The following is a 23,441-nucleotide window of genomic DNA, read 5'->3' on the forward strand; positions in this document are numbered from 1 at the left end:
ATAGCTTCCCTTGTTCTGGCTACCGGGCGGGGCGCGTTTTTTTGCGCTCCCGTGTAGCAAGTTGTTAAATATCAAAAATCAATCCGGTCAATGAGTATCTTCCTTTTGTATGATGGTAAATATATTGATCCATATCTTTCTAATTCATCAATTCGAAAAGGCAACCATTCTTTAATAAGTAAATTTTTTATTTGGCCAGAAACTTTAAGATAGGATCTTATTGTATCAACTGATGCGCCAATTTTGCTTTTGAGTTTACCGCGGAGATGCCACAATCTATCTAACGGATTTGGGTGTGTTTTTGATATGTTATCTCTAAGCGCCAAGTATTGAAGAACATGATCAAGAATGTCAAAATAAATGAAAATTAAAAAGGCAGAATCGGCCATAATACTTCGGAAGTGATTATTATTGCGTATTTTTTTTATCGCATATAAATCTGCATTATACTCCTTTTTATGCTCATAGCTATAGGCTTTTATATCTATATCGCTTCGTTCGGTATGCATAATTGTTTGTAAAGGATATTTTTTAATGCTTGACGACGACAAATGGCCAAGAGTGTGATGGGCATATTCATGTCCAAATATAAAAATGAGTTGTAACTCTGTATAATTCGAGATCTCTTTATGAATTTTCGGAGGCAAATCACCCCTAGGATCAATGTCGAAATCAAGCGACTCACTTCCCAGCATAATTCGAATAGCGATAGCTAAAGATGCTGAGATATCGGAATAGTCAATTCCATGTTCTCTTCCAAGAAACACTATGTTCATATAGTAAAGAAAAAATGTAAGTGCCTCATTAGCAACAATCACATTCCCGAACTTCGTATGAATACACATCGCGTTAACATCGCGAACAAATGCCATGCCTGCAGGGATGTTGGATGTTTTTGACTTGAATTTTCCCCCTGCCATCTCCAAATATTTCTTGTCATAGGAAAAATTGTCCCTGTAATATTTTGTTAGTGACCAACCTTTCTTCCCCGCAGCACGTTTTCTGAATACTCGCACCGCACGTGGAGAATCTGCTATGGCCTCCGCTCGCAACCAAAGCAAATAATCTGATGAACTGCTTTGGTTTCTTATTCTTAATATTTCCTCTTTGGTGCAGAATGGCAGATAAAAGGTTTCCTCAGTTGCAAGACCCTTAGTTTGTTCTTCTGTAAGCACGCCAAACACATGAAATCTTGCATTTTCGCCACTTATTATAAAACCATCTGCGGCTTTTTGTGCGCCCGGTATAGTACTAAATATTTTATCAAGGTCTGGATTTTTCAAAACTATTCCTGATACATTTAACGGTTAGCTCACCGGCGGGGATGAGGCAGCAGCGGAATCCCCGTCCGGTGTCGCTTCTGGTTGGGCTCCGATCTTGTTGCGTATGCCCTTGAGGGCAGCTATGCCATCCTTGACCGCCTGCTGTGAATCTACTCCCAACCATCTGCCATTATGCACTATGTCGTTTCGGAGCTTACGCAAGGCGTTGATTCGGCCCACAGTTGTCTTGGTTGTCTGGTCAGTCATATCAAGGAGAAAGTATGAAAGCAGGTTCAGCATCTGTGAGAATGTCAAGTCGTTAAAAGCATCTTTCTCCTTTGACTTTGTCAGTCCTCGGCCAAGGAGCTCCTGTCGTATGCAGTCAGTCAAAAATGTTTCGCAGGCCATGCAAGCGAGAATGCACGCTAGGGAAAGCTCACCAGACCTAAGCAGAAGTGTAGCCCTGTCCAAGAGAACTTTGGGCATATCGATATCTGTCGTTCCTGCGCAAAAAGCTTCAATGGTTGAGATGTCACATGAGAACTTACAGAACGGCTGTATCTGACAGGCTGCTACGTGTGCCGCAAAACGGAGAGGCTTACCTATCTCCGTACCTTGACACAGAACATAGATGGGGCAGAACTTGCCGATGTCATTGCACTCTGGCACCTCATAGGAATCCTCGTCGAGATGGTAACGCATTGCGGTGATGAGAGTAGGTAAATCGCGGTTCAGAATCGCTATCCAGTCCGCGAAGCTTGCTTCCACGGCATCGGAAGCGGATGCAGCTTCAGCGACGAACTTAGCGATTACAAGAGATTTGGCCATGATGACTTGGTTCAGCTTAGTTTTGAGCTTCTCTGCCAAGCCTTCCCGACTCAGGTAGTGTGCGAGGAAATATTCGTCTGGTTTACCGTCCAGAAACACCTCGCAATGCCTGTTGGAAACAACGTATTCCATATTCCCTATCGTAACGGCATATTCATCGGCATCTCCGTGCCTGGGCAAGAAAAAAGGCAACTGAACAGCGAGCTCGAACTCATACCTTCCGTCTCGAGGTGAAATCTCTTTCCAAATGTCCAAGCTGGAATCCCGATTGAGATCGTCCGTAGCGCACCCAACCATGTGATCGCGCTTGATGGAGAAGGCATACTTGAAAAAGTCCGAGCGCTTGAAAAGATTCGAGTTCTTCGGCGCATCCTCATTACAGATGAGCTTGATAGGGATGTAATTGAACTTCGGCTTCATATGGTTGCCCAACGGGCCGGGGCGGACGCAGTCAGCCCCGGCCCGTTCCCGCGACGCGGATGCGTCGCGGGAACAGCGTTATTATTCTGACTTCGCAAAAAAACCACTTCCTTCCATCTGGGTTGATCAATACCGTTTCAAGCAATTATCGGCTATAGATTTTTACAAATTATTTCAAAATGATAAACTGCCAATCATAGCATTCATCTGGTGCTGAGGTCAGCTTTATGCCTTGGGTTGAAGTCAGCATTATGCGGCAACCATGGGTTCATCCTCAGGGACGTTGCATAAAGCCGACTTCGACGCAATTAAAGTGAACCCTGTGAAACTCTACGCCCCAAGCAGTGCACCGCCAATCATCTCGACGATTCCAATGTCCTGGCCGACTGCGACCGGAAGCTGGAGGCCATGGAGCTCGGCTAATGGGTGGCTCCCGACCGCGGCGTGACCGGCGCGGGCCGGGGAAGGAACGCCGAGCCGCTTTCGTATGACATTAACATACATTAACATGATTGGCCGTAATTCAAGCGGAAGGGGTTTGCAAGCTTGTTCCGCAAAAGCGTGGTACAGGCCAAAGGGGCCTTGCCGCCCGACGTGCGGTAAGCCGCGGGCAGGGTGGCGACGCCGTGCCGTGATGACTGGCCGGACTTGCCTCGCGGTCATGGCGAAGAGAAGTGAGTGCGTTGCGAGATTTGACAGCCTTGGTCGCAGATGCTAACCAATACACATTCACATATCTAACTACATATATGAGTACAAGACATGAGTGAAACAACCCTTCTCAGAGCACTCAAAGTGGTCGACGAAATATCCAGGCATCCGGAAGGTCTTGGTTTCTCGGCTATCCGCATCTTCCTGGGCAACCCCAGTCCGACCACGGTGAACAAGATCCTGAAGGAGCTTCTGGGCATGGATGTCCTGCAAAAGACATCTGGAAAAACGTACGTCCTGGGCACCAGGGCCTATTTCTGGGGCAAGGCCGCGGCCAGAAGCAACGACCCCATGCGGGTCGTCAGGGCGCATATGCGCGGGCTACATGAAGAATTCCAGGCGTCCGTGAATCTGTTCACCTGCTCCCAAGGCAGTTTGTTCTGTCTGGAAAGCTTCGTGGCCCCGCACTCGCCGTCCATGTGGTCCGCGGGGCAGAGTCTGGCCTTGAGCCTGCCCGTGGTGGGCTCGGTGTTTTTCCATGACCCCGTGCAACTCCGGGACGAAGGATTTTTGCAGCAAGAGCTTGCGGCGCATCGTGAAGAAATTTCCCTGGACGACGTGAAGAACATGATCCGGGAAGCTCTTCAAACGCGGATCCAGGATGACGGCGGCCTGTTCTATCCGGGGATGCGGCGGTTCGCCGTTCCCATCAGGGAACAGGAGCGAACCGTGCTGGTTCTGGGACTTGGGGTGCTTGAGGCGCGTCTCAACAGGAGCGAAATCCGCGACAGGATCGTCTCCGGAATGGTAGAAGCAAGGGAAAGCATCGAACAGAGATTCAACCACCAGTATCCGGAAAAGGACTGATAATGGCTGCAAGCAAACCGAACATCCTGATCATCCAAGTGGACCAGTTGGCCGCGCTGGCCCTGCCCTGCTATGGACATCCGGTCACCAAGACGCCGCACATGGATGCATTGGCCGATGACGGCGTGATCTTCGACAATGCCTACTGCAACAACCCGCTCTGCGCCCCTTCGCGGTTCTCCATGCTGTCCGGGCAACATACGTCCAAAATCGGGGCCTATGACAACGGGGCGGAATTTCCGGCGGACATCCCGACATTTGCCCACTACCTCAGGGCAAACGGATACAGGACCACCTTGTGCGGCAAGATGCATTTCGTGGGCGCGGACCAGTTGCACGGGTTTGAGGAACGTCTGACCACGGACGTCTACCCGGCCGACCACGGCTGGGCCCCGGACTGGGAAAGGCCGGACCATCGCTTTGACTGGTGGTATCACAACATGGACAGCGTCTACCAGGCCGGGCCCTGTGAACGGACCAATCAGATCGATTTCGACGACGAGGTCGGTTTTCTGGCTGAACGACACATTTATGATCTGGCCAGAGCCAGGACCAGAGCCAGGAAAAGCCCCGAGGACGGGAACGGGGACGACCGCCCATTCTGCCTGACGGTGTCCTTTACCCACCCCCACGATCCGTATGCCTGCCCGAAAGAGCACTGGGATCGCTATGACCACGAAAAGATCGATCCGCCCCGGGTCGGGCATATCGCGTATGACCGGTGCGACCCGCACAGCCGGAGGCTGCGCCAGGCCTGCAAAATGGGCCGGGGGGAGATAGACGGGGAGTATGTCCGCAATGCCAGACACGCCTACTATGGCCAGATCAGCTACGTCGACGACAAGATCGGACGCATCCTGAAGGCCCTGGAGCATGCGGGGCTGCGGGAAAACACCGTGATCATTCTTACGGCGGATCACGGCGACATGCTGGGTGAACGCGGGCTCTGGTACAAGATGTCCTTTCATGAATGGTCGGTCAGGGTGCCCCTCATCGTGTCCGGCCCTGATTTTTTTCAACCGCGCAGGATCGCCGCCCCCGTTTCCCTGGTCGATCTTCTGCCGACCCTGCTGGAATTGTCCGCCGATCCTCATGCGCAAAATCCGGCGGACGAACTGGACGGCAAAAGCCTGGCGCCCTTGCTCCGGGGAGAAGCGGACGATTTCGAGAGGCCGGTCATTTCGGAGTACCTGGGCGAAGGCGCCGTCGCGCCCATGATCATGGTCAGGAAGGGCGGATACAAATATATCCACTGCCCCGCTGATCCTCCGCTGCTCTTTGATCTTGAGACGGACCCCGACGAACTTGAGAATCTTGCCCCCAACAGCGCATACCGCGACGCGTGCCTGGAGTTCGAAACCATCGTCGCCCAACACCAGGACCTGAATGCTCTGCACGACCAAATTCTGAAAAGCCAGAAAAGAAGAAGGCTCGTCTTCAAGGCGCACATGACCGGGAAACATACATCGTGGGATTTTCAGCCCATCCAGGACGCATCTCAGAAATACATGCGCAATCACCTTGATCTCAACGATGTGGAACATTGCGCCAGGATCGCTTCACGGACATGAACAGCCCGCGCGCAAACCCGGTTCCCGAAAATTGATGGGGAGCATTACGCGTTTATGACAAAATTCTGCGTTCGCTGAGGTAGGTCGCCCTTACAGGGCTCGTCTGCTTTCCCATCGTTGTCCCAGGGCGTTGCCCTGGGCTATAACATGTCGCCCCTTTGGGGCTGAAATCAAGCCCTGAAGGGGCGAAACAAGTACAGCCCAGGGCAACGCCCTGGGATATCAATGAGATAGTTTATCCAGCCCTGAAGGGGCGGCCTAAAAGAGTGAGGCTCATCAAAAAATGTGTAATGCTCCCATCCCGATTTACAGAAACGCGTAATGCTCCCAAACTGATGCGCGCTTTTTCCTTGCTGGTGAAGCCGGCTTCCGCTGACTGCAATCTCGTGTGCGCGTATTGCTTTTATCTGGATAAAAAAAAGCTCTCCCCGGAAGACCAAAGACCCCGGATGTCCGACGCAACGCTTCAGCGCATGTTGGAACGGTATTTTGCAACCAGGCAGCAGGTCTACTCCCTGACCTGGCAGGGAGGAGAGCCGGCCCTGATGGGCGAGGAGTTTTTTCAGCGGGTCACGGATCTGCAGAAAAAAACAGCCCGAAAAGGTTCCCGAATCGTCAACTGCATCCAGACCAACGCCACCCTGATCACCCCGGAAATGGCCGCTCACATGGGGAAGTACAGATTTCTCGCCGGATGCAGCATGGACGGCCCCGCCGCCCTGCATGACGCCTTCCGCAAAACGCCGCGAGGCGGGCCCACCCATGACAAGGTCGTCGAAGGGGTCGGGATGTTCAGGAAGCACGGCGTGCCGGTAAACGCGGTCTGCCTGGTTTCCTCGGCCAATGCGCACCGTCCGGAGGCGGTGTACGACCATCTGACGAGCCAGGGGTTCAGGCATATCCAGTTTATCCCCTGTTTGCGGCAAGATTCCTGGAACAACGGCCCCGACCCCGGCCTTGGCTCCGGCCCTGGCCCCGGCCCTGGCCTTGGCCTGACCGGACCCGAATGGGGAGAATTTTTGCTCCGGATTTTTGAACAATGGTTCGCGGGCGACATGGGCACGGTCAGCGTCCGCAACTTCGAATCAATCCTGGCGCGACTGGTCATGGGCAAGGCGGCGGAATGCCGCATGGCGGACCGTTGTGATCAGTATCTGGTCGTCGAATATAATGGCGACGTCTATCCCTGTGATTTTTTTGTCCAACCCGGGCACAAACTGGGCAACGTCCACGACGACTCCTTTGACGAAGTGCTTGATTCAACAGGGTATCTGCAGTTTTCCGATCAGAAGTCGGCCTGGGCTCCAAAATGCGCCCGCTGCCCCTATCTTCAACTTTGCAAAGGCGATTGCCCCGCGTTCCGCCTGACAAAAAACAACCACGCAAGCGTCCTGTGCGAGGGATGGAAGTATTTTTACGACAAAACAGTCCCTCGCTTTATGAGCATCGCCCGCGACATTTCCGGGCGACCGGCCCCGGCCGGCTCTCTTTTTTGAATCGCAACCAAGGAGGAAGCATGAAGAAATCACTCACCATCCCGTGCCTGGCCATCATTCTCTTTTTGAGCTGGGGATCCGTCTCCCTGGCCCAAGACCCCATTCGGTTCGGCGTGCCGCCCTGGCCCGGCGTGGAGGTCAAAACCGAAATCGCGGCGCAACTTCTGGAAGCATTGGGATATGCGACGGAACAGATCCAGGTCGGTCCTCCCGTGGTGTACAAGGGCATGGAAAACGGCGACGTGGATGCGTTCCTGGGAGCCTGGACCCCGCAGCAAAATCCACTGCTGACTCCCTTACTTGAAAAAGGAGCGGTGGAAATCGTCCAGACCAATCTGGACGACGCCCTGATCAGTTTATGCGTGCCCGACTACGTGGCGGAAGAAGGAGTCCAAAGCTTCGCCGACCTTGCCGCCCATGGCGACAAATTCAGCCGCCACATCTACAATATCGAAGTCGGCTCGCCCATGCACACGGCCATGGAGGAAATCATCGCCAATAACGTGGCGGGGCTCGGCGACTGGGATCAGACGGGGACCACGACTCCCATCATGCTGGCGGAGGTCATGAGGCTGATCGACAACGGCCAATGGGTCGCGTTCGCCTGCTGGAAGCCGCACTGGATGAATATCAGAATAGACATGGAGTACCTGGAGCCTGTCCAAGGCACGGAAAGCTTCGCGAGCGCGTCGCTGATCCACACGGTCGTCCGCGACGGGTTTAAAGCGCAATACCCCGACGCCTATCAGTTTCTTCAGCAAATGACGGTCACATCCGAGACGCAAAGCCTCTGGATCAACGCATACGGACAGGAAGGTCTGCCCGCCGCCGAAGTGGCCGGAACCTGGATAAAGAACAATATGGACATTGTTTCGGGCTGGTTCGCGGGCGTCTCAACCCCGGACGGCACTCCAGCCATGGAGTTGATTCAAAACACGTTCAACTAGCCGAGTACTGCAACGATCCTAATCCGGCGGTCCGCTGAAAAACTTCAAGTACGAGGAGCAAAAGAGACCGAGGTCCGGCTATGCAAACGCGAGAGTTCGAAGCCTTTGCGACGGCGCGGCGGTTCGGCATTTTTCAACGGACCGCCGGTCGCGGGGTGATCAATTCTTCCCCGGCCGGGCCTCGTCTCCCCAGACCTGGTTCAGGCGCGAATAGCGGCCGCATCGGGTCACATAGTACCGATAACGCAACGGATTCTTTTGGTAGTAGTTCTGGTGATGCTCTTCCGCCGGGTAGAAGGTGGTTCGTTCGAGAATTTCCGTGGCAATCGGTTTATCGAAGCGCCCGGAGCGATCCAGTTCCTCCTTTGATTTCCGGGCCGCCCGGTATTCGTCCTCGCCGTGGACAAAGACGGCCGCCCGGTAATGGTCGCCCCGGTCGCAGAACTGCCCCCCGCCGTCCAGCGGGTCGACATTGCGCCAGAAGGCGTAGAGCAGTTCCTCGTAGGAGACCCGCGAGGGGTCGTACTCGACCAGCACGCTCTCGTAGTGGCCGGTGCCCCCGGCGACCACCCGTTCATAGGATGGATTCTCGACATGGCCTCCGGCGAAGCCGGACGTGGTGGCGACGACGCCGTCGACCGCGTCGAACGCCTCTTCCACGCACCAGAAGCAGCCCCCCGCGAACAGGGCCGTGGCCCGCTGCTCATCGTCGGCAAAGCCGGTCGCGGGGACAAGCACGCAGGCCAGCAGCAGGACAGGGATCCACGGCAGTTTCCGAATCAGTATCATTATCGGTTTCATTTTTCAGCCTCGCAGTTGCGGCAGCGGCTCGTCGACCGGCACGAAGCGCAGGGCGAGCCCGTTGTTTCACCAGCGTTGGCCCGTGGGCTTGGGGCCGTCATCGAACACATGGCCCTGGTGTCCGCGGCAGCGGATGCAGTGGTATTCCGTGCGCACCCTCCAGAGCTTGCGATCCGCTTTCGTGCCCATATGGCCTTCGAAGGGTTGGTAGAAGCTCGGCCAGCCGGTGCGACTGTCGTACTTGGCGTCAGAACTGAACAGCGGCAGGTGACAGGCCGCGCAGACGTAGGTGCCGTCCTCGTAGAGCTTGTCCAGCGGGCTCGAGAAGGGGGGCTCCGTCCCGTCGCGGAACAGGATGTCCCATGCGGCGTCAAAGACGTGGTCACGCCAGTACGCCGGGTCGTGCGTGAGGGGGCCGAGGTCCCAGGAACGATCCGTCACGGGATGAAACTCGCGCACCCCGACATTGACGTTGACATTGCCCATGGCCGCTCCCGCGGGCAGCATCAGGCTTACGCCCGCTCCGAGAGTGAGCAGCAGAAAGTCACGACGATGCATTTTGGCCTCCCGTGTTACGGGGTCAGGTCTTGCTTTTTTACTTGTCTCGTTCTTTTTTTGATGATCCTGCTGACAATGGCATAATGAAGCCCGAGATGCGCGGCAATAGACTGCTGGGGGGAGCCGTGCCCAATGTGTGCTGTTGCAGTGGCCTTGTTCCGGTGCGGGCCTCAAGCGGAACGTACGTCTTTCGAGCCATGCCGGACGTCCGGCATGGCTCGCCCTCACCGATCGTTCCTGGTCCGCGCTTATTTTTCCGTCTTTCCCGCGGTGCGTTCTTTTTCAAACATGGCCGGGTTGATGCTTCTGGATTCCGGCCCTCCGCATTCCGGCGTGTAGCAGGTCACGTCCACGAATAGGCACTTTTGGGCGCAGGCCGGACAGATTTCCGGCGGCGTTCGCGCCTCCACGGTGTTTCCGCAGTTGTCGCATTTGAAGTAAGCCATCTTTCGCTCCTTGAGTGAGTCGTGTTTTCGCGCCGAAGTCCACGCGCTGCCATGTCACGCCTCTTCGACAATCCTCGCTTTCCGTTGGGCTTTCAAGCCCTTGGTCCGCGAGGGCGGGCTATTCAAATATTTCCCTGAAAAACGCCTCCATGGCGATGAAAGCCCGTTGGGCAACCAGCGGGTGGTATTCGTTCCTGCCGGGAGTGTCCGCGTGCGGGTCCGTGAAGGAGTGCACGGCTCCGCCATAGTGGATGAGTTGCCAATCCACCCCGGCGTCACGCATTTCCTGGATAAAGGTCTGAACTTGTTCGTCCGGCACAGCCGGATCGTTCGCGCCGTGGAGCACCAGGATTTTGGCCTTGATCCGTTTCGCGTCGGCCGGGTCCGGCGTGTCCAGGTTGCCGTGAAAGGAGACCACGCCGGGCAGTTCCGTGCCGCCGCGGGCCAGTTCCAGCACGACCCCTCCTCCGAAGCAGAAACCAATGGCCGCGATCCGGGAAGGATCCAGCGGAACGTCGCCGGCTTGTTCCTTGAACACCTCCAGCGCGGCATTGACCCGTTCGCGCATCAGCCGCCTGTCCGCCCGAAGCGATCCGGCGGCCGCCGCGGCTTCGGCGCGGTTCGTCGGCCTGACCTCCTTGCCGTACATGTCGATCATGAACACGACGTACCCATCACCGGCAACACGAGCCGCCTTTTCCACGGATTGCGCGGTGGGGCCCATCCAATTGGGAACCATCAGAACCCCTGGCTTGTTTTGGGACGAGTAGCCTTGGTAGACTATCGTTCCCTCGAATTGCGTCTCGCCAATGGCATAGGGCACGGTCTTGGTGATTGGCTCGGCCCATGCCGAAAGCGTCAGAGCCAAAAGCAGCAACGGCGTGCAAGCGAGCGACTTCATGGCGATGCCCTCCTTGGAGTTGCGGGTTGAGCGGAGATTTTTTAGGCAAAGGTGGAATATGAAGGGTTCAGGGCTTGTAGTATTGCTTGAACTCCGGACTCGGTTCGCGCTCGGAGTAAATGTAGAGAACGACGCCGTTCGGGTCTTGAACGGCGAACCCGCGATCTCCCCAGGGATGATCTTCGAGAGGCATGACGGCAACCAAACCGGAGGCCGTGAGCGATTGGAATTCGGCATCAACGTCCGAGACGCTGAAGTTGTACGTCAACCCGGCGGGATTGCAGGCTGGTTGATCGGGCTGGGGAGCCATAAACTGAAGGCTTGCGCCCTTATTGAATTCGAGATTGACGTACCAACCGCAATCGAAAGTGACCTTTGCACCGAAATGCCGGACGTAAAAGTCACGGGACTCCTTGACCTTGGCGGTGATGATGCAGGGCGATAATGAATTCACCGTAATGGACGCTCCTTGTTGTGAGATCCAGTCGGACGAAGTCCGGCCCAGGCGGTTGTTCTCGAAGCGCTTGCGCGGCGAGGGCAACCGGATGGACGCGGTCAACCCCGGCATGGTTATGTGATTGCTAGATTTGAGTAAAATCCAAAATTTCCTTGACCAACGCATCAGGTTTCTCTTCGATAACCAAGCGACCCGCATTGTCAATGACGTGAAGAGCCGATCCTGGAATCATGCTCTGGAGTACTTCCCCCCGCTCCAGCGGTATCCAGCCGTCCTCTCGCCCCCACAGGATCAAGGTAGGCGTCGTAATCGTAGGATAAAGCACCCGGACGGTCAGCTCGTGGTTAAATCGGAAGGTGGCCTCGCGGATCGGGAAGTTACACTCAGCGCGGTCACGGTGACCAATATCAGCCCCATGCCCAAAATTTGCGGACCAACCAGGGTTTGTTGCAAAATCACGACGCCGAACAGCGACGCGGTGACCGGCTCAACCATGGCCACGATTGAGGCCACGGCCGGTGCCGTATGTCTCAGGCCGATGATATAAAGAACGAACGACAATCCCGCGCCGAACACGCCCAGTACCACGAACAGCGGCCAATCCGGAGTACTCAGTACCGCAACGGCCTGGTCGGCATCACCCGGCCAGATCAGGATGACGGCAAGTACCGCGAACGCAATGGCGAGAATCGCCTGCGGGCTGCCATGCGGTGCCGCATACTTGAAGCCGAAAATGAATATCGCGTAGGACAGCCCGGAAAGCAGCCCGGCGCCCGCGCCAATGGCCGTGACGCCGCTCGCGCCGATGTCGTAAATCCCAGTGAGCAACACGATGCCGAGCATCACCACCGCGATCGCGGCCCACTTCAGCGGGGTGGGCCTTTCAAGCTTCAGGGCGAATGACGCGAGGTACACGAACACGGGTGCGCAGTACATCAACGTCGCCGCAACCGCGACGCTTCCCTGGCCGATGCTCACGAAATAGAAAGAGAAATTGCCCGCTACGCCGAGACCGGCAATCGCTGACCAGAACCATAACCGGCGATTTGCCAGTCCACTGCCGCGCGGGCGCAGCATCAGCCAGACGAGGACGCACAGCAGTCCGATCACGCCCCGGTAGAATGAAACGACGAACGCGTCCCAGCCGTCGGCCATAAGGATGCCGCCGATTCCACCGGACAACCCCCAGAAAAAAGCCGCCAGCGCCACGAAAGCCGTACTCGCGCCCATCATGTGATCTCGTTTTTTGATACTGAAATAAAAAGGTCGCGGCGGCCAGAGTTGCAGTCGAGGAGTTTCGAGATGCGGTCGGCGGACATGGCGTCAGGGCTTGGAGTATTCCCTGAATTCCGGACTGGGTTCGCGCTCGGAATACGTTAATTGAGTTTGCGAGGCCGTCGCCGTTCCGCCGCGTTCTTCACGGCATCCACGAAGGCTTGCGCCTCCTCGACTCGATCTCGCGAAACCTTGGTGGAGTATGCCAGCTCTGGTGACTCGAAGATGAGCGTAGCGGATGTCGTGCGCATGATACCGTTGTTTCCGCTCTCTTGCTCGACGGTCGAACCTAAAAGCCCCCCTCCGATGGCCCCAAGCGGACCCGCGATAGCGCCGCCGATCACCGAGCCGCTGAGAATCCCTGCCCCTGATGCATGATACCCGCCCCCGCCGTATTCGAGCGAGCGGTTCCTGATGATGTCGGCTCTCGTTATTTTGTTCAGCGTCAGCACGCCGTCGGGCGTGTGCACCCCCTCTTCGTCAAGCACGAGATCCATGAACTTGCGGCGCTGCACCATGGCTGCCTTCCCCGGTTCTTCGCTTTTATCATCATCTCCAAAAAGTTTTGAAAAGAATCCCATTGAATATCCCACCTTATCATTATGCTGACGGGCCGGGGCTGATCGGCTTCAGGAATGAAGGATCGCTGAAACGGCGCAGACCGACTACGATGAAAAGCAGGCCAGCGACGACAAACGCCGAACCAAATCCTCCCAGAAATCTGACAACCTCCCACCGAATCTCTCGGTCGAGCACGGATTCCGTGGGATCATCCGGATTGACCCAAACCTGCACTTCCCCACTTCGTTGAGCACGACGGAGTTTTTCATACATGCGTTGGTGATAGTCGCCGATGCTATCACTGTATTTGCTTGGCTGGATGCCGACCCGGTCGCCGACATGGCTGGCCCCATCCACCGAATAGCGATATTCCGCGACCGTCCGATAGGTAACGCCGTGCATGGAGCCCAATCTGCCGCCACCCCGAAACTCCACGCTGATAATCTCACCCGGTACGGCCTCCCAGCTCTGCATGCGCTGCCGATCCTCGAACTGTGGAAGCAGGTGCGACAACAGTACCCATAGCCCAATGATCGTGCAGGCGACTCCCGCGATAAGGGTTACCCACGGCCCTGGCGCACCCTTTGGCTTCATCTCGTTCTTCCCGTCGCAAGTACGATGGAAACAATTCCGTTGAGATCGTCATACATGCCATTCAGGTCGATCTCGCGGTTTCCATGCCGGTCACTGATCAGATAGAGTTTTCCGTTTGCCAGATAGATCTTGCCGTTTTCACTGTGTGCGTTATCCAGCGCCTGGACAAGATCGGCTGTCGGAAAGGTCTGTTCGCGGACTTGGCCGGCAGGATTTTTTGAATAACGCAGCAGGTAATTTCGCGGTGAGGGCCGTCCCGGCGGCGCCGCCCGTCGAGGCGTGAGGGCGCGAAGAAACCGACGCACACTACCGAGGGGCGACACCTCCAGAGTGCTGGGCATGCCGGGCACATCGACCGCCATCCGGGCGTATATCCGTATCCGGTTGTTTCGCTTGAAGATCACCTGATCGAAGAAGAACGGCAGCCCCCTGAGTTCACCGTGCAATACGGCAGTTCCGGCTACGGGTCGGTGGAGTGAAGGGTTGGCGCTCCGGTTTCTCCGCTGGAAAATGTGCCCGGCCCGGTTCCAGTCGTGCCCTGGTGGATCACTCTCCCGAAGGGCGTCTGCCTGTACTTCCCGAAGCGCATGGGCTTGCGCAAACCGCTCTACACGCTGCGGCCAAGCCCGATCTCTTCGCATGGAGTGGAATATGCGGTACGGCCCCCAGATGGCCAGGGCTAGAATGGCCCCCCAAATGAGAATGTCCGCCCCCGTCATCTCGTACTCCTCCTTGCCTGCTCCGCACGCCGCGCCCCTCGCAAGCGCACCATGATCATGCCTGCCAGCACAAAAGCGGAAGATCCGGCAAGCAGCAGGCCGAACCCGAACATGAACCAGTTCCACCAGCCCACCCGGTACATCAGGGGCCAGTTGCTCGTGGGTTCTTCAGACAGGTAGTGCACCAGGATACGATCACCCTCGCGTGGCAGCGGGATACCCCGCTCGTAACTTAGCTGCGCGGAAACTTCTATGGTGTTCTCGAACGCTGCTCCGTCGACAGTGAAACAGTAGGTTGTCACCTTCCAATGTTTGGCGGGCTCGCCACTGGAAGGGCTGGTCCGCTTTGACGTCACCTTGACGACCTCGCCTTCGGCCGTCAGGCCGCGATTTTGCAACTCCCTTTCCAGCCAGATTCCGCTCCCGCCTTTGACGATGCCGACGATACCACCCACCAGAAATACCATCATCAATGGCAGACCGATCCAGAAGCCTGCCGTCTTTCGTTTTTGTTCCAAATCAGCACGGTGCATAAAGCCGACTTCGACGGATAGAAGTGAACCCTGCAACCCCCCGCGCTCCAAAGCGCATCAAAGCAGGTTCCCCGATCACGAGCCGAAATACTGGCCCGGAAGGAACGCGCCAGCCCGATGCCGGCGTGACCATGTTCGCCGCGTCGTCAATCCAGCGCGCCGTGCGTGTAGCATTTCCTGAACTCCGGGCTGGGTTCGCGGTCGGAGTAAATGTACAAAACGATGCCGTTCGTGTCTTGAGCGGCCCGAGCTTCGTCTCTATAGAACATCTTACTGCCACAAACAATGCGTTCTCCAAGAGGCGTAGAACCTGACCCGCTCCCGCAAGCGCAAGGAGCGCGGTCTACCTGTCGAACGAAGCGGCCAGGAGAGCGCCGAAGCCGATAAAGATCGAACCACTTGCGCGGTGAACGGTTCGGACTCTGTTCGGGCTGTTCAGCCAGGCTCTGGCGGAGTGGGCCAGGAGTGCGTAGAACATAAGAAAAGCAAAGGACAGCGTCATTAAGGTGCAGATCAGAATCGCGAACTGCGGGATCAAGGCCTGATCCACGTTGATGAACTGCGGAAACAGGGCCGTCAGGAAGATGATCGCCTTTGGATTACTCATGGCCACGCCAAAGGCCTGGATGCAGATCCTCCCCGCCGGAAGCGGCCTTGAGCAGATCAGGTCGCGCCCTGGAACCTGATGGGATTTCCGCAGGATGAGCGTGAGCCCCATGAAGATCAGATACGCGGCGCCCGCATACTTGATCATCTCGAAGACAGGTTCTGATGCCTTGAGAATCGTCCCCAATCCCGCGATCGCCAGAACGCCGAGGCAAAAGAGGCCGAGGATGTTGCCCAGGGCGGCGAACACGGCCTTTTTCCATCCGTGCAGTGCCGAGTTGGTGACGATGAACAGCACGGCCGGCCCCGGCGTGGCTGTCGCCACAAAGACCAGCGTCAAATAGACCAGCCAGGAGTGCATTGTCATCACGCTTCTCCTTTGCCCGGCATCCCGGTTCGGCTAAAAACACTCAGGTAAAGGCGACTACCCCGGCTTGGCGCGGATCGCAATCGCGGGATCTTCGCGGACCGCCGCGCTCTCCGCGAACGGCCTCCGGAGTTGCCCCTCTGCTCAGTTTTCTTGAGGCCATGGAGCGTTTATCCCGGTATCCGGCTCCATGATTCGTCGCAGTTGGGCGAAAACGTCCACGGCGTCAGCCGTTACGCGGACCTCGTGCACGTCCCGCAGCTTGCGCATCTGGCGGATCATTTGCTCCAGGCGGTCATCCTCGAAGATCAGCATCCAGACGCGGCTTTCCTCACCGCCGTTCACCGGCAGACAGAGAATAGCCTCCACGTTGAAGGCCCGGCGAGAGAACAGGCCGCAGACATGAGACATCACGCCGGGATGGTTGTTTACCCGCACGTCGAGCACGGTATGGCGCTTCTCAGACACTGACCACCACCTCGATCGTTGTTCGGTTGAAACAGACGACCCCGGTCCCGCCATTGACAAAGAAACCGTCCGGTCGGTATGTTTTGGTTATTTGTACCGGGTACCGGAACGTTAGGCGGCGAAAATATCCATGAAAAGCAATTTAGATGATAAGCATCTCTTAGAACGAGCCCCTGTCAGCAGGGTCTTTCTGAAGTACTCGCTGCCAAGCGTGGTCACGATGGTGTTTTTTGGCGTGCAGACTCTGGTAGACGGCGTCGTGGTGGGGAACCATCTGGGGCCGGACGCTTTGGGGGGGATCAACATCATGATGCCGCTGTACAGCTTCATCATGGTGTTGGCGCTGATCGTCGGCATCGGAAGCCAGACTCTGGTCAGCATGGAGCTGGGACGCCGGAATCCGGACAAAGCCCAGGACGCGATGTCCACCGGCTTCCGGGCACTGGTGGGGATCAGCTTGATTGTCACGGTGTTGCTGCTGCTGTTTGCTGAGCCCCTGACCAAACTGATAGGTGCTGACGAGCGGCTGCTGCCGTTCTCTCTGGCCTACCTTAAGGGGCTGGTTCCGTTCATCTTGCCACTGACCCTCTGCTTTTATTCCGACGCCATGTTGAAGGCATTAGGGCATCCCAGGTTTTCGATGCTCATCATGTCGCTTAGCGTGGTGGTCAATGTGTTACTTACCTTTTGCTTCGTGATCTGGCTGGGCTGGGGCAATGCCGGGGCGAGCATGGCCACCGGTGTCGCTTTCACCATCGGGTTGCTGATTTCCGGATGTATCACGTTCAATCCCAAACAGCGGCTGTCGATGCTGAAGGGTCGTTTTCAGATGTCGCTCCTGCGACGTGCCGCTTACAACGGTTCATCCGAGGGCGTTTCGGAAATGGCGGCCGCGGTCAGCATCCTGATCATCAACCTCACAGTGGTTCGCCTCTTGGGGGCCGACGGTGTGGCCGCGTTCACAGCCATCAACTACATCAACTTCACGGGGATATTGCTGTTTCTTGGTATTTCGGATGGGCTGATTCCGGTGCTGAGCTACAATTACGGAGCTGGAAACCACCAGCGGGTCAAGCGGATATTTCGCTTTGCCGCGGCGATCAACATGAGCATCGGGATCATGGTGTTCATCGTGCTGCAGGTGTTTGGGGAGCATGCGATCCTGTTGTTCTTCGACGGCAGCGAAAGCCAGGCATTCCAGATCGCGGTTGACGGCTTGCATCTCTTCGCTTTCGTATTTCTGGTCAACGGACTCAACGTGCTGATCATCGCCTACTTTACCGCACTGGGCGAAGCAAAGAGTTCAATCATCGTTTCCGCGGCGCGCGGGTTGGTATTCGTGCTGGTCGGCGTCACCGTTTTGCCGATGTTCATGGGCATTACCGGCGTGTGGACGGCAATTCCGCTGGCGGAATTGCTGACACTGGGAGTTGCGCTCATCCTGATTCAGAGGACACATAAAAAATTGTTTTCACATCTGTAGACGGATGCTTGGCAACATGGTTAACAGTCCGTTGAAAAACTCCCAATTGCTGCGTCGCCGAAAAAAGTTCAAACTCTCACGTATGAATAAATACGCTTCGACCTTGAACTTTTTTTGCTCCTTGCACTTGGGGTTTTTGAACGGACTGTTGGATAAGGACTTTTTCAACACTCAGTTAATCATGGAAAGCAATTTGAGATAGTTTTTCAGTACTCATGGCAAATTACTGCTTTAGATTCCAACTGATTATGCTTAGGGAAAATGCGGGGGTCTCTTATGCCGACAGCTCATAAACGAAAAAAACAACCTGAAATAGTCCGGAGCAAGCTTATTGAGTGTGCCGCGCGCATCATCACCGAGCAAGGTCCTAATGCAGTTACAATCCAGGCCGTCGCTGACGCGGCTGGTGTTACCAAGGGGGGATTCCTCCACCATTTCCAGAACAAGAATCAACTTAGCGCGGCTGTATCAAGGTATTTCATAGACCAACTGGATACGGAACTTGGCAAGTTGATGGCTGAAGATCCAATAGAATATGGGCGATTTACCAGAGCTTATATCAATTCTATCTGGAAAGATGTTGCCTCGGGGCAGAAAGAACAGTGGGTATCTTTTGCCATCTACGCACTATCCGAGCCACAATTAAAGTCCATGTATAACGAATGGATGAAAGAAAAACAAAGACTACACCACGACACGGATTCAGACCAAATGCTGCAAGTTCTGAGATATGCGGCCGATGGGATATGGCTTGAGATTTTAATGGGGGCTGGTTATCAAAAGGAGCACTCTGCTTTGTTATCCAGCCTTATCGAAATGACACACGGGCAAGATGGATAGATTGCCGCGGTCATGCGAGAGTCACGTCTGCTCTTGGCTCGCAACTATGCTTTTTTTCAGCGAATTCAACCTTCTCCGAAGCGCCTTTTCCTCCTTCAGCCTTGACCGCATGGCCGTTGAAAGCAAGCCGGATGTCATCTCCGGGATGCGTCGTGGGCCGCAGGAGGAGAACGCGATAACCGCCTGACAAGAGTATGGAGGATCGGAACATGTCGACGAACACGACTATTCGGGATCGCGCGGCCGGGGCCCTCATGGGAGCCTTCATCGGGGACGCCCTGGGACTCGGGCCGCACTGGTACTATGATCTGGCCGAACTGCGACGCGACTACGGGGAATGGATCAGCGGCTATACCGACCCCAAACCGGGCCGATATCACGAGGGATTCAGGGCGGGCCAGCTTTCCCAGGCGGGCTTTATCCTGAAGCTGACGCTTCGTTCCCTCGTTGAATGCGGGGGGTACGACGAAAAGGATTTTTGCCGCCGCCTGGAAGAAGAGCTGTTCCCGCTTCTGGACGGCACTCCGATCAGCGGCCCGGGGGGATACACCAGTCAGTCCATCCGCGAGGCCTGGCGGCGCCGGGTGAAGCTGGGCCTGTCCTGGGACCGGACCGGGGGCGAGGCCGACACCACGGAGGCCATCGAACGTACCCTGGCCATCGCCGTCCGCTACGCGTTCCAGCCCCGAGAGCTGGCCTCGGCCGTGGCCGACAACACCGTCCTGACCCAGGCCAACGCACTGGTGGCATCCATGACCGTCGCCTTCGGCGCCGTGCTCGGCCTGCTGGTCCGGGGACACGCCCTGGACGCGAACCTGTCATCCAAGCTCATGGACCTGGTCAAGTCCGGAGAGCTGCCCTTTCACGCCGTGACCAGCGACAATCTCCAGCCTCCGGCACCGGGCCAACCCGAACCGCCCCGCGCCGGTCTCTTCGCCTCCCCGGACGCCTTGCTCTCCCCGTCCTACATGGCCGCCGCGGCGGCGGACCCGGAAATCCGCATCGAACCGGCCTGGAAGGTCTCCCTGGTCTACGGCATGCCCTGCGCCATCTACCATATGCTCCCAGCGGCGTACTACCTTGCCGCCAGGTTCCACGACGACTTCGAGTCCGCGGTGCTTCACGCGCTCAACGGCGGCGGCCAGAACCAGGCCCGCTCCATCCTGACCGGCGCGCTCGTCGGCGCCCAGACGGGCCTTTCCGGCATCCCCCGACGCTTCCTGGACGGTCTCGAGGAGGCTGACGAGTTGCGCCGACTGTCGGAGAGCCTCGCTTCCATGGTCGAGCAGCGCTGAGCCGGGCGATCCGCGCCGACTCAGTCGTCGTCAGCGATTTTTTTTGAAGGATTGGAATTGCCTCACCCTGACGGAAAGTGACTTGCGGCGCCGACCGACTCCATTTTATGCTCCGGGATGTTGAATCCGTAATGGTTTACGCCATCCGCTCGAACCTCAAAAGTCAAGAGCAGACCTCAGTTCCTTCAGTACACGTTCGACAGCACTTTTTATGTGTCTTTTGTAAAAAAAAGCCACGATATGACCGACAACCTCAGCAATGATTTTTAAGCACTCCGCAATTAAACCGAGAGTAACCAAATAATCCAATCTTTCCTTAATGCTATCTTGTTTCTATCTACAATGCCGAACGACGCATAGGGGGTCAACTAGCTGCGGCGAACTTGGCTTCGACGACAAATGTTTTTGAAATCACAACCAAAACAACGCCCCTCAATTTGCTCGGACGGTCCATGATCAAATTCCCGATCTCGGATGTTTCTCGCAGTTTCAACTAATTGGGCACGGACGTAACGGAGTTGGTCGTCTGTGAGGTCTACAGTAATTTCCATGCGATCCGGATTAGTTTCACCGATATATCGAACCAATCCTTGCTGAGGTTCATATTCAAGTTCGTGTACAGCAGCTAGACCGTAAACGCCTATCTGCATAGCCATTAAGTCATGCGTGAGGCCGCTACCCGTATCCTCGTCAGCATCTCCCGATTTAAAGTCAACGATAGTTACGCGTGGCGGGTCGTCGAGACGAACAACATCAATCGCTCCACTAATGAGTAGTTGTTCTTCTTGAATGAGTGTTTCGAACTCCTTCTCGGGCTCGAACTCAAGAGTACCTAGTTCTTCGGCAAAACGTACAACGTATTCGGTAACCCCTGCGATTGCCTTTCTTCTTAAATTTTCTAGTGGAACTCCGGTCGTGTACCGAAGATAGAACATGCCCTGATCGACCAAGTGTATGACGGCTTCATTCAGACCCGCGCGATCTCCAGCTAATGCTGCCCAATGGGCAGGGTTTTGATGAATAGCCCGAAGCAGGTTGTGAACGCCGCGACCATAGCCGAATTCTTGCCCGATTGTCGGAGTAAATCCCATAACAACCCTCATGTAGAAATCCTGGGGGCATTCGGTGTAGTACCGCAAGTCCGAAAAGCTGGTGGCAAAGCTAGCTTCTGTATCAACTGAGATTGGCGAGTAGATAAGCGAGGGTGCTATGTCTACGGCACCCTGGTTTACCACCGCTCCATGGTTTCGAAATATCGGTTCCAACTCTGTGATAAATCGTGAACGTCGCCGCCCACTACAGGTAACGAACAAATAGCGTTCAGCCCGGGTCATGGCCACATATAGAAGACGTCGTTCATCGTCGTAGTTGTCGTTGTCAGCCAAACGCGCGGGATCAATATTGGTCACGACGTCTAGATCGAATGGTAGTGAAACTTGCTGCTTAGCGAGCTTGGAGGGAAATCTTTGAGCGTTGACATCAGCCAGGAAAACAGCCGAAAATTCTAGGCCCTTCGCTGAGTGGATTGTTGTGATAGAAACTGCATCCGGGGATACTAGCAATGGCGCAGCTTCTGACCTCGCTCGGGAGGAACCCCATTGCATGAGAGCGATAGTTTGCCACTTGAGACTATTTGGAGGTGTCCATCCGGAAGTCTCGATGCCCTTTATCAACTTGCTGATTTGCCCAATATGGAAGCGCGCAGTTTCCGCATATGCGTTCTGCCCCCAATCCGCAATTCCTGCCTCCTCAAGCAACCAATGAAAGATTTTCTGGGGAAATACTCGTCGTATTGCCCCCCCGCGCGCAAGCCATCGCCGCGCATCAGCGCAAAAAACCTCTTCTTCACGAAGTCGTAATCCTCGGTCAAGGGCGTTACGTCTGCAAATAGCTTCGGAAAGCCGTACAAGCCTTTCGGCAGTATCATCAGAAAACGTTAATCCGCGTTGACGCAACTCTATAACCGCCGCTGGGATCACTTCCGTAGCGCGGGAGTCAACGTTCAGAGTGGTTCGGATGCGATTGGGAAGGGAACCCTGGCGGTCTTCGTTGCCCATGAACGAATCAACGCCTGAAGCTAAAGCAAACGCGGACAAGACGAGCAGGCTTTCAGGCTGTGAAAATAGGTCAGGACCACCTCTTACAACAGCTGGAATCCCACGATCTTGAAGTGCGTTCTGGTACGTGCGAATGTCAGTACCGGATCTAACGAGTATCGCTACATCGCCGAAACTTATACCGCGTTCTTTGTCACGTACGTCGTGTGACGCTCCTTGACCATCCACATAACGAACCAAATGATCAATGCTCTCAGCTATCCAAGACGCCTCATCGTCACGATCGACGAAGCGTATGAGTGCAACATGGTTGTCGTGCTGGTCAATCCTAGATTCACGGCCATGAGCCATATCGGGGTTGGTCATACCACCACGTTCTTGAATTGTTTGTGACCACTCATTCGCTATTTGAATAATGCGCTCTGTGGACCGGTAGTTTGCGGGCAGTTCAACAACTCGGCCATCGGGAGCTGGTTCGATTTCCATGTAGAGCGAACCCATCAAGTCCACACGACCACCGCGAAATGCATAGATCGCTTGTCTGTGGTCGCCGACTGCTGTCATGTGTCCATTGTCTCGGACTATCGAACGGATAATTCGATCCTGAACCGGATTAATGTCTTGGACTTCGTCTACAACGAGATGGGACCAACAATCTTCAAAACGCGTGCGAAACACGCCGTCGGCTTCAAGACGTTTAAGTAATTCAGATTGAACTGTGCCGAAATCGAAAAATCTCCTCGCCCTGAGATAGGAGTAGTATCTTGCGGCAGAATCACCAAATCTCTCAGACAGATCATCAGTGCCTACCGGGGTGAGGAGCTCTGAGTCCATACACCAATCCCGCTCCTCGCGAACATCTGCCGGTATCGGCTCGCTGGACAGTTGAACATCGAGAAGTCCGTGTTCGTTCAATTGATCATATCCGTTTCGAAACAACTCATACGCAGCAAATTTTCCGCTTACCGCACCAGCGCGTTCGGCACTTGATCGAAAAGGCTGTAGACCCAAGACATTCCACCAGCCTTGTTCGATAAAAGAAATTCTTCCCGCATCATCCAACACATCGAACATGTAGTAATCCGCAGGAGCGAAGTCCCGTAACGCTTTAAGGCAGAAACCATGGATTGTGCCGATATACATACCTCCCAGGGTAGGCTCCTCGTCGTCTTTGGTCACTCGTTCGAGCCAGGAGCGAATTCTAAATTTTAGCTCCTCCGCTGCTTCATTCATAAATGTAAAGGCAACGATCTTGTCCTTCGAAACTCCATCCACTGCAACCCACCACGCAACTCGACGAGCCATGACTTCGGTTTTCCCGGAGCCTGCTCCGGCAATAACTAGCAGCTGACGATGGGGTGACGCAACAGCTTCTCTTTGCTCACTATTTAGGTTTTCAAGCAGAATGTCGCGAGCATATTCGGGATTGATTGGCATT

General features: G+C 55.5%; 22 protein-coding genes. 7 read left to right on the plus strand and 15 right to left on the minus strand.

Features of this window, described 5'->3' with window-relative positions:
* Positions 1 to 71: 71 nt before the first annotated feature.
* Complete coding sequence (locus C6366_RS00455; RefSeq protein ID WP_107735385.1) at positions 72 to 1,283, minus strand: hypothetical protein; 1,212 nt, start codon at positions 1,281 to 1,283, stop codon at positions 72 to 74.
* A gap of 24 nt (positions 1,284 to 1,307) precedes the next feature.
* Entirely contained in the window at positions 1,308 to 2,510 is a 1,203-nt protein-coding gene (locus tag C6366_RS00460) for a hypothetical protein (protein WP_146164729.1), read from the minus strand.
* 762 nt (positions 2,511 to 3,272) lie between these two features.
* Here C6366_RS00460 and C6366_RS00470 point away from each other — a divergent pair.
* From C6366_RS00470 to C6366_RS00485, 4 genes are all read left to right on the plus strand, one after another.
* A complete protein-coding gene (locus C6366_RS00470) occupies positions 3,273 to 4,028 on the plus strand; it encodes a transcriptional regulator, IclR family protein (protein ID WP_107735388.1) in 756 nt (251 codons plus the stop codon).
* A 2-nt stretch (positions 4,029 to 4,030) separates the two neighbouring features.
* Positions 4,031 to 5,599, plus strand: a complete 1,569-nt coding sequence (betC, locus tag C6366_RS00475) for a choline-sulfatase (protein ID WP_107735389.1) — start codon at positions 4,031 to 4,033, stop codon at positions 5,597 to 5,599.
* A 335-nt stretch (positions 5,600 to 5,934) separates the two neighbouring features.
* Entirely contained in the window at positions 5,935 to 7,095 is a 1,161-nt protein-coding gene (locus C6366_RS00480) for an anaerobic sulfatase maturase (RefSeq protein ID WP_107735390.1), read from the plus strand.
* Between the two features lie 20 nt (positions 7,096 to 7,115).
* A complete protein-coding gene (locus C6366_RS00485; RefSeq protein WP_107735391.1) occupies positions 7,116 to 8,042 on the plus strand; it encodes an ABC transporter substrate-binding protein in 927 nt (308 codons plus the stop codon).
* A gap of 159 nt (positions 8,043 to 8,201) precedes the next feature.
* Here the strand turns inward: C6366_RS00485 and msrA are convergent, their stop codons facing one another.
* The 12 genes from msrA to ilvN form a co-directional block, all read right to left on the minus strand.
* Positions 8,202 to 8,843 (minus strand): peptide-methionine (S)-S-oxide reductase MsrA, encoded by a 642-nt coding sequence (gene msrA, locus C6366_RS00490; protein ID WP_233248345.1) that lies wholly within the window; start codon positions 8,841 to 8,843, stop codon positions 8,202 to 8,204.
* A 66-nt stretch (positions 8,844 to 8,909) separates the two neighbouring features.
* Positions 8,910 to 9,401: a peptide-methionine (R)-S-oxide reductase MsrB gene (gene msrB, locus C6366_RS00495; protein ID WP_107735392.1), complete on the minus strand. Its 492-nt coding sequence runs from the start codon at positions 9,399 to 9,401 to the stop codon at positions 8,910 to 8,912.
* Between the two features lie 248 nt (positions 9,402 to 9,649).
* Entirely contained in the window at positions 9,650 to 9,847 is a 198-nt protein-coding gene (locus tag C6366_RS00500) for a rubredoxin-like domain-containing protein (RefSeq protein ID WP_107735393.1), read from the minus strand.
* A 118-nt stretch (positions 9,848 to 9,965) separates the two neighbouring features.
* Complete coding sequence (locus C6366_RS00505; protein WP_107735394.1) at positions 9,966 to 10,748, minus strand: dienelactone hydrolase family protein; 783 nt, start codon at positions 10,746 to 10,748, stop codon at positions 9,966 to 9,968.
* Between the two features lie 67 nt (positions 10,749 to 10,815).
* On the minus strand, positions 10,816 to 11,316 hold the full coding sequence (locus C6366_RS00510; protein WP_199221384.1) for a VOC family protein: 501 nt from the start codon (positions 11,314 to 11,316) through the stop codon (positions 10,816 to 10,818).
* Between the two features lie 222 nt (positions 11,317 to 11,538).
* Positions 11,539 to 12,438, minus strand: coding sequence for a DMT family transporter (locus C6366_RS00520; RefSeq protein ID WP_107735395.1), 900 nt, complete (start codon positions 12,436 to 12,438; stop codon positions 11,539 to 11,541).
* 143 nt (positions 12,439 to 12,581) lie between these two features.
* Positions 12,582 to 13,061: a hypothetical protein gene (locus tag C6366_RS00525; RefSeq protein ID WP_107735396.1), complete on the minus strand. Its 480-nt coding sequence runs from the start codon at positions 13,059 to 13,061 to the stop codon at positions 12,582 to 12,584.
* A 19-nt stretch (positions 13,062 to 13,080) separates the two neighbouring features.
* Complete coding sequence (locus C6366_RS00530; RefSeq protein ID WP_107735397.1) at positions 13,081 to 13,635, minus strand: DUF3592 domain-containing protein; 555 nt, start codon at positions 13,633 to 13,635, stop codon at positions 13,081 to 13,083.
* A complete protein-coding gene (locus C6366_RS19155) occupies positions 13,632 to 14,081 on the minus strand; it encodes a hypothetical protein (RefSeq protein WP_146164730.1) in 450 nt (149 codons plus the stop codon). The genes C6366_RS00530 and C6366_RS19155 overlap by 4 nt, the downstream gene beginning before the upstream one ends.
* Positions 14,082 to 14,350: 269 nt before the next feature.
* The gene (locus C6366_RS00540; RefSeq protein WP_146164731.1) at positions 14,351 to 14,887 is read right to left on the minus strand and encodes a DUF3592 domain-containing protein; all 537 of its coding nucleotides are present in this window, start codon (positions 14,885 to 14,887) and stop codon (positions 14,351 to 14,353) included.
* A 343-nt stretch (positions 14,888 to 15,230) separates the two neighbouring features.
* Positions 15,231 to 15,860, minus strand: coding sequence for a LysE family translocator (locus tag C6366_RS00545; protein ID WP_107735400.1), 630 nt, complete (start codon positions 15,858 to 15,860; stop codon positions 15,231 to 15,233).
* A gap of 144 nt (positions 15,861 to 16,004) precedes the next feature.
* Positions 16,005 to 16,328 carry an acetolactate synthase small subunit gene (gene ilvN / locus C6366_RS00550; RefSeq protein WP_035272369.1) on the minus strand — a complete coding sequence of 108 codons (324 nt, stop codon included), beginning with the start codon at positions 16,326 to 16,328 and terminating at the stop codon, positions 16,005 to 16,007.
* A 130-nt stretch (positions 16,329 to 16,458) separates the two neighbouring features.
* Between ilvN and C6366_RS00555 the strand changes: the two genes are divergently transcribed.
* The 3 genes from C6366_RS00555 to C6366_RS00570 all read left to right on the plus strand — a co-directional run bounded on the left by C6366_RS00555 (position 16,459) and on the right by C6366_RS00570 (position 19,946).
* A complete protein-coding gene (locus tag C6366_RS00555) occupies positions 16,459 to 17,811 on the plus strand; it encodes an MATE family efflux transporter (RefSeq protein ID WP_107735402.1) in 1,353 nt (450 codons plus the stop codon).
* A 276-nt stretch (positions 17,812 to 18,087) separates the two neighbouring features.
* Positions 18,088 to 18,651 (plus strand): TetR/AcrR family transcriptional regulator, encoded by a 564-nt coding sequence (locus C6366_RS00565; protein WP_107735404.1) that lies wholly within the window; start codon positions 18,088 to 18,090, stop codon positions 18,649 to 18,651.
* Positions 18,652 to 18,860: 209 nt separating this feature from the next.
* Positions 18,861 to 19,946: an ADP-ribosylglycohydrolase family protein gene (locus C6366_RS00570; protein WP_107735552.1), complete on the plus strand. Its 1,086-nt coding sequence runs from the start codon at positions 18,861 to 18,863 to the stop codon at positions 19,944 to 19,946.
* 368 nt (positions 19,947 to 20,314) lie between these two features.
* On the opposite strand, the gene C6366_RS00575 is transcribed toward C6366_RS00570, so the two are convergent.
* Positions 20,315 to 23,440, minus strand: coding sequence for an ATP-dependent DNA helicase (locus tag C6366_RS00575; RefSeq protein WP_107735405.1), 3,126 nt, complete (start codon positions 23,438 to 23,440; stop codon positions 20,315 to 20,317).
* Position 23,441 lies beyond the last annotated feature (1 nt).

Source organism: Desulfonatronum sp. SC1 (assembly GCF_003046795.1).
Taxonomy (GTDB): Bacteria; Desulfobacterota; Desulfovibrionia; order Desulfovibrionales; family Desulfonatronaceae; genus Desulfonatronum.